The sequence below is a fragment of the Sphingobacteriales bacterium genome (assembly GCA_012517435.1).
Lineage (GTDB): Bacteria > Bacteroidota > Bacteroidia > CAILMK01 > JAAYUY01 > JAAYUY01.
The window spans coordinates 1-3,023 of the sequence record JAAYUY010000200.1 but is presented as its reverse complement, the minus strand read 5'-3'; the positions used below and the strand labels follow the sequence as shown (position 1 = coordinate 3,023).

Sequence of the window (3,023 nt, the reverse complement as noted above, 5' to 3'; positions counted from 1 at the left end):
GTTTTCTTCGGCAATATAAATTCCCGGTTCGCAGGTGAGAACCATCCCCGGTTCGAGTATTGTCTGTTTGGTGCCGCAATCATGAACATCAAGGCCAAGAAAATGGGAATTCCCATGCATGAAGTATTTGAAATACAGTGGTTTATCAGGGTTTTGGTTTTTAACATCTTCTTCAGTGAACAGCCCCAGTTTAATACATTGTTTTTCAATGATTTTGTTTACATTGCCATTGATTTCATCAATAGTAGTTCCTGGCCTGATCAAATTTCTGGCTTCATAAAAGGTTTCCAGCACTGCATGATATACTTCTTTCTGACGAGGCGTAAACCTGCCGTTCACCGGAATAGTTCTGCTCAAATCTGAAGCATAGTTGGCATAATCTGCCCCGAAATCAAGCAACACCAAATCCCCGTCTTTCATTTCGTCATTATTGCTTTCATAGTGGAGGCAAAGGGCATTTTTCCCTGAAGCTACAATTGGCTGATAGGCATGGCCACTTGCCCTGCTGATGGTAAATTCATGGTCTATTTCGGCCTGCAGCTCATATTCTTTCATCCCCGGCCTTACCGTTTTCAAAACTCTTAAAAAGCCTTTATGTGTTATTTCAATAGCTTTTTTCATTAAGTCAATTTCCTCAGGTTCTTTTTTCAGCCTGAGCTGAGTCATCAGTGGGGCCAGCCTTTCAAAGTGATGATGTGGGTAGTGCTCATGCATCCATGCAGAAAAACGTTTGTCGCGATAAGGGACTTCAGTAGTAAAGCGGGGATGTTCATTCAGATTCAGATAAACATTTTCAGCCGAGGCCAACAGTTCGTGCAGCACCATTTCAAATTGCCCGAGAAACATAACATTTTGAACTCCGGAAATAGCCGTTACCTCATCCTTTCTGTATTTATGTCCCTCCCATATTTCAAGCGACTCATTGCTTTCGAGGATAAACACTATTTCACGGTTACGTTCGACTTTGCAATCCGGAAATAACAAAAGAATAGTTTTTTCCTGTTCCAGCCCACTCAGGTAAAACAAATCGGCATTTTGCCTGAAAGGAAATGTCTGGTCTCCGTTTTTAGGGAACTGATCATTGGCGTTGATGATGGCGATGGAATTGGGTTTTAGCCTGGCGGCCAGTTTCTGCCTGTTTTTCATGAAAAAGCTGGCAGGAATCGGATCGTATCTTGTCATAAGTGATAGATTTACATTGATTTATTTTAGATTTCCCACCATATTCTCCGGTCTGACCCATTTGTCGAAATCTTCTGCACTGACCAGCCCGAGGGCAATAGCAGCTTCTTTCAGGGTAGTCCCTTCTCTATGGGCTTTTTTGGCAATTTTTGCTGCATTGTCATAGCCAATATGCGGATTTAAGGCCGTTACCAGCATCAGCGATTGCTCAACAAGCTGTTTGATACGGGGATAGTTGGGTTCAATGCCTATTGCACAATTGTCATTGAAAGAAACACAAGCATCTCCCAGCAGGCGTGCAGAATTCAGTAGGTTGAAAGCTATCATGGGTTTAAATACATTCAGTTCGAAATGGCCGGTCATTCCACCCACGGTAATGGCAGTATCGTTGCCAAAAACCTGAGCACAAACCATTGTCAGTGCTTCGACTTGTGTGGGATTGACTTTTCCTGGCATAATAGATGAGCCGGGTTCATTTTCAGGAATAAAAATCTCACCTATTCCGGAGCGAGGCCCGGAAGACAGCATTCTGATGTCGTTGGCAATTTTCATCAGGCTGGTAGCCACTGTTTTCAGTGCTCCCGACATTTCGACAAAAGCATCGTGTGCTGCCAGCGATTCAAATTTATTTTCAGCCGTAACAAAAGGCAAGCCTGTAAGATCGGCTATTTTTTTAGCAACTTTTTCGGCATATCCTTCGGGTGCATTCAGTCCGGTTCCTACTGCCGTGCCTCCCAGTGCCAGTTCCGAGAGGTGGAATAAAGCACTTTCGATGGCTCTTAATCCGTGGTCAAGCTGAGAAACATAGCCTGAAAACTCCTGCCCAAGTGTAAGGGGTGTGGCATCCATAAAATGAGTCCTTCCGATTTTAACAACCTGCATGAAGGCTTTTGATTTTTCTTCCAGTGTGCTTTTCAGCATTTCAATGCCCGGAATGGTTTTATCCACAATCATTTTATAGGCAGCAATATGCATGGCTGTCGGATAGGTGTCGTTTGAGCTTTGTGATTTGTTGACATCGTCATTCGGATGCAGAAATTTCTTTTCGTCAGTGAGTTTTCCGCCTTTGATGACGTGGCCGCGGTTGGCAATAACCTCATTCAGATTCATGTTGGATTGTGTTCCTGAGCCGGTTTGCCAAACCACCAGCGGAAACTGATCGTCCAGTTGTCCTGCCAGAATTTCATCGCATACCTGAGCTATCAGTAAGGCTTTTTCTTCAGGCAATTTTCCCAGTTCAAAGTTGACCAGTGCGGCAGCTTTTTTCAGGTAGGCAAATGCGTAAATGATTTCAATGGGCATTCGGTCGCCAATACTCCCGATTCTGAAGTTTTCAAGCGAACGCTGGGTCTGTGCTCCCCAGTATTTTTCAATGGGAACCTTTACTTCTCCCATCGTGTCTTTTTCAATCCTGTATTTCATTTTATCAGATTTTGAGGTTATTTTAAACTTTTAGCATTTTTTTGAAAAACGAAAGTTAAAATTTTTATGCGGAATTCAGGGTGAGAAATATTTGCGATAAGATTTTTGACTTTTATTTTTTATCAGATTGATTTTCTCTCAGATCCGGATATGCTACAAGTTGCGTTTTTTTAATACGGGTTGTAATGCTGATGTCCATGCATACAAACTGCTGACTGCCTGCTTTAAGTTAATTCTTTTACAGGTTGTAAAATGGGTTAAACCACTCTCTTTTTGGAGGTGAGTCAGGCAAAACAACACTTATCAAAGCTGCCACACATCATTTACAAGGAAATGGGTCGTCCCTACGGGACTTGGTTCTTTTATTTTGTTGGTGTTACCATAAGATAGTCCTTTAGGGACTTAGCTGGGTGTTGATT

2 protein-coding genes are annotated in these 3,023 nt (G+C 42.6%); both read right to left on the bottom strand.

The genetic code is table 11. The features are described from left to right. A partial coding sequence (locus tag GX437_11145; GenBank protein ID NLJ08217.1) for a M24 family metallopeptidase occupies positions 1-1,182 on the bottom strand: 1,182 nt, incomplete at its 3' end. A 21-nt stretch (positions 1,183-1,203) separates the two neighbouring features. After that, positions 1,204-2,604 (bottom strand): class II fumarate hydratase, encoded by a 1,401-nt coding sequence (gene fumC, locus GX437_11140; GenBank protein NLJ08216.1) that lies wholly within the window; start codon positions 2,602-2,604, stop codon positions 1,204-1,206. Positions 2,605-3,023: the final 419 nt, after the last annotated feature.